Source organism: Daejeonella sp. H1SJ63 (assembly GCF_029360775.1).
Taxonomy (GTDB): Bacteria; Bacteroidota; Bacteroidia; order Sphingobacteriales; family Sphingobacteriaceae; genus Daejeonella.
On sequence record NZ_JARKMZ010000007.1, the window covers coordinates 151,287 to 158,696 of the forward strand.

Sequence of the window (7,410 nt, forward strand, 5' to 3'; positions counted from 1 at the left end):
AGCAACTTAAATTAAGCCCGTCCTGAAAATTCAGGGCGGGTTTTTTATTGCAAAATAATTGAACAGCTAAAAAATAATATTCCGATTTTTGTGATTGTAAAAGATAAAAATGAAAAGAACTACTGAACAGGATTCAAATTATACAAATCTGGATAAGATGTCGGTTGCAGAATTGCTTCATGGCATAAATAATGAAGACAAAACTGTACCTCTTGCCGTTGAGAAAGCTATTCCTGCAATTGAAAAGGTTGTGAATGTAATCGTTGACAAAATGAGTAAGGGCGGACGCTTATTTTATATCGGAGCCGGCACAAGCGGACGTCTCGGAATACTCGATGCATCAGAATGCCCGCCAACCTATGGCGTACCATTTGACATGGTAGTAGGAATTATTGCCGGGGGTGATACAGCAATCAGAAGAGCGGTAGAAAATGCCGAAGATAACAGCGAACAGGCCTGGAAAGACCTGCAGACATTTAACATTTCAGATAAAGATGTTTTGGTTGGAATTGCTGCATCCGGAACCACACCTTATGTTATCGGGGGACTGAAAACGGCTAATGAAAATGGATTGGAAACGGCTTGCATCGTTTGTAATGCCGGAAGTCCGGTGGCAGCAGAAGCAAAGCACCCGATTGAAGTAGTTGTTGGTCCTGAATTCGTAACAGGCTCTACAAGAATGAAATCAGGAACTGCTCAAAAGCTGGTTTTAAATATGATCAGTACCTCAACAATGGTTAAACTTGGCCGGGTAAAAGGCAATAAAATGGTGGATATGCAGTTAACAAACATTAAACTTGTTGGAAGGGCTGTAAATATGGTTATGCAGGCAACCGGACTGGATGCAGGCAGAGCCCAGCAGCTCCTTGACCAGTACGGCAGTGTACGCAAGGCTGTAGACAATGCCCCACAGGGAGAGTAAAGATGCATGAAATAGAACCATATTATCGTTGGAGAGATGATTATGTCGCTTCTGAGGATCAGCTTTCGCCGTTTTATGAAACTAAGTACAGCGAATTTGAATTCGATAAGCAGATATACAATTACCTGATCCATCCCCAATGGGACTTTTTTGGTTCTCAGACCCTTTATCTCAAAGTATTATTTGTTGACTATGAAAGGGCTTATACAATCATTGAATTTATCGGCGAATGGAATGATGCGATCGGCAATGATATCATGAACCTGAAACGTGAAATTCTGGATCTGATGGTCATAGAGGGGATTAATAAATTCATTCTGATCGGTGAGAATGTTTTAAACTTTCATTCATCAGACGACTGCTATTATGAAGAATGGTTTCAGGACATTGAAGATGGCTGGATAGCCGGGATAAACTTCAGAGAACATGTAATCAGTGAATTCAGAAGAAACAATATTGACTATTATATAAATTTCGGAGGTAATCTTGATGATATGGCCTGGCGAAATCTTAAACCAGTGCAATTATTCAAACAAGTTGAAACGGAATTAAGCAAAAGATTAAATTAAGATAAAAGCAGAAAGGTAAAAGCTAAATCAAACCCGTACTTTTACATAACATCCGAACAAATCCTTTTTATTAAATTCGGAAAAATTAATTATCATGTCAGAAAAAGATACTGCATACCAATTCAATCAGGAACCAATCGTTCAGCGTGAAGGTGCAATTACCTCAGCAAACTTTTTACCTAATGTATTTTTGTGGATGTTCATTGCCCTTGGATTATCAGCCGGCTGCGCCTACTTCTTTTCAAGTGATGCAGCCTTACTGGGCCTTTTGATCGATCCGATTAATGGCAGCAGAACAACTTTAGGTACCATAGCCATGTTTGCACCGCTTGCCTTTGTTCTGGTGATGTCGTTCGGAATGAATCGTCTTTCATTTCCTGCCCTGGCATTAATTTTTGTACTCTATTCAGCTGCAACAGGTATCAGCCTAAGCTATATTTTGCTTGTATATTCGTCTGCATCAGTTATTGGCTGTTTCATTTCTGCCTCTTTACTTTTTGCAGTAATGGCTATAGCAGGGTATACCACCGGACAGGATCTGACAAAATTTGGTTCTATCCTAACCATGGGATTATTCGGAATTATCATTGCCAGTATTGTTAACTTCTTCCTTGGAAGCAGTCAGCTGGATTATATTATCAGCTTCATTGGAGTTGCCATTTTTGTTGGTTTAACTGCCTATGATATGCAAAGGCTAAAACGTATCGGAGAAGGAATCGAATATGGCGATGCCTCTGCTCCTAAAATGGTTATCATGGGCGCTTTAACACTTTACCTCGATTTCATCAATCTTTTCCTGATGCTGCTCAGATTGTTCGGTGGAAGGGATAAATAGTTCGGTATCAGTTGTCTGATTAAATACAGCCGGTAATAGGAAACAGTATATTCTTATTTTTTACCCTCCGGTCAATTGATCAGAGTAAAAGCAGATGATTTGAAATTTAGCAGACTTCAGTCTAACATACTAACTACTAAATAAGTCGCTCTTGCTCCTTACGCTTTATCACCTATTCCATTCAGCTAACTGACAACAGACAACTGTTAACAGATTTACATTTGCTTTTCACCTGATTATCTTGCACCTTTGCACTGCTTATTAAGAAAGACGGAGGGATTAGACCCTGCGAAGTCTTAGCAACCTGTGCTGACAAGGTGCTACATTCTATCCCGCATGTGCGGGAACAGATAAGTAAAGGTCAATAATACCCGACTTTTCGAAGATAAGCCAGTTTAAGTAATGAGATTTGAGTATTGTGTATGCAGTACAGAATTGATATAACCTTACTTTACTGAGATTTAATCTCAATATACTATACGCATTACGCTATACTCAATGATAAGAGAAGAACTTAAAAAACGAATACTTGTTATTGATGGTGCTATGGGCACCATGATCCAGCGCTATCAGCTTACTGAAGCTGATTTCAGAGGAGAACGATTCAAAGATCACCCATGTGATGTAAGAGGCAATAATGACCTGCTGAATATTACCCGGCCGGATATTATCAAAGCTATTCACGCCGAGTATCTCGACGCAGGAGCCGATATCATCGAGACCAATACTTTCAGTACCCAGCGAATTTCCATGGCTGATTATCAGATGGAAGATCTTTCCTATGAGATGAGCTATGAAGGTGCACGCATTGCCAAAGAGATTGCTGCAGAATACACTACAAAAAACCCTTCTAAACCTCGTTTTGTTGCCGGTGCCCTTGGCCCAACCACAAAGATGGCTTCCATGTCGCCTGATGTAAACGACCCGGGCTTCCGCGCAGTTACATTTGATGAATTGGTTGATGCATATTACGAGCAGGTTAAAGGTCTGGTAGATGGAGGCGCAGATTTACTTCTGTTCGAAACCATTACTGATACGCTCATTACTAAAGCGGCACTTTTTGCAGCTAAAAACTATGAGAATGAGATCGGCCGCAAGATCGAAATCATGATCTCAGGAACCATCACTGATGCCAGCGGAAGAACTTTATCCGGCCAAACCGTGGAAGCTTTCCTGAATTCGCTCAATCACGCAGATCTTTTAAGTATAGGATTAAACTGTGCTTTAGGTGCAAAAGACATGCGTCCGCATATTGAAGAACTTTCTCAAAAAGCCGGTTGCTATATATCTGCCTATCCTAATGCCGGACTCCCGAATGAATTCGGAGCTTATGATGAACTGCCTCATGAAACCGCCCATCTGGTAGAAGATTTCATGCAAAGCGGCTTTGTGAATGTGGTGGGTGGATGTTGCGGGACAACTCCTGAGCATATCAAATGTATTGCTGAAAAAGCTGCAAAGTTTCCGCCAAGAGTTCCGCCGGTGCCTGAACCGTACTTGCGTCTCAGCGGACTGGAGCCTGTAACCCTGACCCCGGAAACCAATTTTGTAAATATTGGTGAACGTACCAATATCACCGGATCTCCCAAATTCTCAAAACTTATTCTGAACGGTAATTTTGAAGAAGCCCTTTCTGTTGCCCGTCAGCAGGTAGAAGGTGGTGCACAGATCATTGATGTGAACATGGATGAAGGAATGCTTGATTCTGAAGCAGCTATGGTTAAATTCTTAAACCTGATCGCTTCAGAACCTGATATTGCCAAACTGCCCATCATGGTCGACTCCTCAAAATGGAGTGTGATTGAAACCGGATTAAAATGCCTTCAGGGCAAGGGTATCGTCAACTCCATCTCACTTAAAGAAGGAGAAGAGCCGTTTAAAAAGTATGCTGCAAAAATCAGACAATATGGTGCTGCAGTTGTAGTAATGGCTTTTGACGAGAACGGACAGGCAGATTCACTGGAAAGAAGAATCGAGATTTGTAAACGCTCATATGATATTCTGGTTAATGAGGTTCACTTCCCTCCTCAGGACATCATTTTTGACCCTAACATCCTGACCGTGGCAACCGGTCTGGAGGAGCATAATAATTATGCCGTAGATTTTATAGAGGCTGCCCGATGGATCAAACAAAATCTGCCGCTTGCCAAGGTAAGCGGAGGAGTAAGTAATATTTCATTCTCTTTCAGGGGTAATAATACTGTGCGTGAGGCTATGCATTCTGCATTTCTTTATCACGCTATTAAAGCCGGACTGGACATGGGGATTGTAAATGCAGGCATGCTTGAAGTTTACGAAGAAATCCCTAAAGACCTGCTTGAACTGGTTGAAGATGTATTACTGAATCGCCGCCAGGATGCCACCGAACGCCTTGTTGAATTTGCGGATACCATTAAAACCAAAGGAAAAGTTATTGTTAAGGATGAGGAATGGCGAAAAGAAAGTGTGGAATCCAGACTTTCCCATTCTCTGGTAAAAGGCATTATTGATTATCTGGATGATGATGTGGAAGAAGCCCGTCAGAAATATGCAAAACCTCTGGAGGTAATCGAAGGCCCGCTGATGGATGGTATGGGTATCGTGGGAGATTTGTTCGGACAGGGCAAAATGTTCCTCCCACAGGTAGTAAAATCTGCGAGGGTAATGAAAAAAGCTGTTGCCTACCTGCTTCCTTTCATTGAACAGGAAAAACTGGATAATGCCGATAGTAATCAGCGTAAAAATGCAGGCAAGATATTACTTGCAACCGTAAAAGGCGATGTTCACGATATCGGTAAGAACATTGTAGGTGTGGTTCTGGCCTGCAACAATTTCGAGGTGATCGACCTTGGAGTAATGGTTCCGGCACAAAAGATCATTGAGACCGCAAAAGCCGAGAATGTAGATATTATCGGCCTCAGCGGATTGATCACTCCTTCATTGGATGAAATGGTTCATTTTGCAAAGGAGATGGAACGTGAAGGATTTACTATTCCCCTTATTATCGGAGGAGCAACAACTTCACGTATTCATGCCGCAGTTAAAGTAGCTCCGAACTATTCAGGGCCGGCAGTACATGTTCTGGATGCCTCAAGAAGTGTAACTGTTTGCAGTACACTGATGAGTGATGATAACAGAGAAGAGTATATTACAACTATCCGCAATGAATACACCAAAGCGAGAGAGGCTCATTTAAACAAAAAATCCGACAAACGCTTTAAAAGCATTGAGGAAGCAAGAGCAGGCAAATTTGTAATCGATCTTAATGGCTCTGTTGCTCCCAAACCGGCCTTTCTGGGAACAAAAACCTTTGCTGATTTTTCATTGGAAGAACTTGTTCCTTATATCGACTGGACACCTTTCTTCCATACCTGGGAGTTAAGAGGTAGTTATCCCCGTATTTTTGAGGATGAATTTGTAGGTACAGAGGCTAAAAAATTGTACGATGATGCTAGAGCACTGCTGGATAAAATCATTAAAGAAAAATCACTGAGAGCAAATGGAGTGATTGGTTTCTGGCCTGCAAACTCAGTTGGCGATGACATTGAACTCTACACTGATGAAAGCAGAACTCAGGTTTATAAAACCATTCACACACTTCGCCAGCAGGCTGAAAAAGCGGCTGGAGAACCTTATTATGCTTTATCAGATTTCATAGCACCTAAAGAATCGGGAATTGCTGATTACTGGGGTGGATTTGCTGTAACAACAGGTATTGGCTGTGATGAACTGGTTGCAGAATATGAAAAAGGTTTTGACGATTACAACAGTATCATGGTTAAAGCACTTGCCGACCGCCTTGCAGAAGCTTTCGCTGAGCGTATGCATGAGCTGGTAAGAAAAAAATACTGGGCATATTCTCATGATGAAGCCTTAAGTAATGAAGAACTGATCAAAGAAAAATACAGAGGTATTCGTCCGGCACCGGGTTACCCTGCCTGCCCTGACCATACTGAAAAAGCAACTTTATTTGAGATACTGGATGCCGAAAAATCAACAGGAATTTATCTGACAGAAAGTTTCGCGATGTATCCAACCGCAGCGGTAAGCGGATTTTATTTCGCACATCCGCAGGCACGCTATTTCGGATTAGGCAAGATTCAGAAAGATCAGATTGAAGATTATGCAGTGCGTAAAGGAATGACAGTTGAAGAAACAGAACGTTGGCTGAGCCCGAATTTGGCTTATTAGTTGGTTAGTGATTAGAAAGTAATGAGTACTTATCAAAAATATACTGAATTGGATGTTTGGAAACATTCAAGATCACTGGCTGCATTTACGTATGAGTTAACTTCTTCTTTTCCTCAATCTGAACAATTTGGGATAGTCTCACAAATAAGAAGATGCGTAGTTTCTGTGCCGTCAAACATTGCAGAAGGTTGTGGACGACAACATAAAAAAGAAACTATTCAATTTCTTTCGATTGCCAGAGGTTCATTGTATGAATTAGAAACACAACCATATATTTCAAAGGACTTATCATATATTACAGAAGATCAGCTAATAGTGTGCCTAAATAAAATAGAAAATTTAGGAAAATTGTTAAATGGCTTCATTAGATACAATACCGAAAAAAAGGATCTTAATAAAAAGAACTAGTTGTCATTTAGTAGTTCATCTCTAACAAACAAACTAACTACTAATCAACTAACTACTAAAGAAACATGAAAATCACTGATCACATAAAAAACGCAAAGGGCAGAACACTGTTCTCATTCGAATTGCTGCCACCGGTAAAAGGGCAAAGTATTCAGGGTATATACGATGCCATTGACCCTCTCATGGAATTCAAGCCTCCCTTTATTGATGTAACTTATCACCGTGAGGACTATATCTACAAACAACACGACAGTGGCTTACTTGAAAAAGTATCTTATCGCAAACGCCCCGGTACAGTAGCTATCTGCGCATCCATCATGAACAGATATAAAGTTGATGCAGTTCCGCATCTGATCTGCGGTGGTTTTACGAAAGAAGAAACCGAAAATGCCTTAATTGATCTTCAGTTTCTTGGAATTGACAATGTACTGGTATTGAGAGGTGATGCCCGTCATGCAGATTCAGGATTCATTCCTACTCCCGGTGGTCATGCCTATGCAACAGAA

General features: G+C 41.1%; 6 protein-coding genes and 1 riboswitch. All 6 genes read left to right on the forward strand.

The window, feature by feature from the left end; translation table 11 throughout:
* The first annotated feature begins 109 nt into the window (after window positions 1-109).
* Window positions 110-922 (forward strand): N-acetylmuramic acid 6-phosphate etherase, encoded by an 813-nt coding sequence (murQ, locus tag P2W72_RS03155; RefSeq protein WP_276359432.1) that lies wholly within the window; start codon window positions 110-112, stop codon window positions 920-922.
* A gap of 2 nt (window positions 923-924) precedes the next feature.
* Window positions 925-1,491 (forward strand): hypothetical protein, encoded by a 567-nt coding sequence (locus tag P2W72_RS03160; protein WP_276359433.1) that lies wholly within the window; start codon window positions 925-927, stop codon window positions 1,489-1,491.
* A gap of 94 nt (window positions 1,492-1,585) precedes the next feature.
* On the forward strand, window positions 1,586-2,326 hold the full coding sequence (locus P2W72_RS03165) for a Bax inhibitor-1/YccA family protein (RefSeq protein WP_276359434.1): 741 nt from the start codon (window positions 1,586-1,588) through the stop codon (window positions 2,324-2,326).
* Between the two features lie 255 nt (window positions 2,327-2,581).
* Window positions 2,582-2,683: riboswitch (SAM riboswitch) on the forward strand.
* Between the two features lie 141 nt (window positions 2,684-2,824).
* Entirely contained in the window at window positions 2,825-6,496 is a 3,672-nt protein-coding gene (gene metH, locus P2W72_RS03170; protein WP_276359435.1) for a methionine synthase, read from the forward strand.
* A gap of 21 nt (window positions 6,497-6,517) precedes the next feature.
* Complete coding sequence (locus P2W72_RS03175) at window positions 6,518-6,904, forward strand: four helix bundle protein (protein WP_276359436.1); 387 nt, start codon at window positions 6,518-6,520, stop codon at window positions 6,902-6,904.
* A 65-nt stretch (window positions 6,905-6,969) separates the two neighbouring features.
* Window positions 6,970-7,410: methylenetetrahydrofolate reductase (locus tag P2W72_RS03180; RefSeq protein ID WP_276359437.1), on the forward strand; the 441-nt coding region annotated here is incomplete at its 3' end.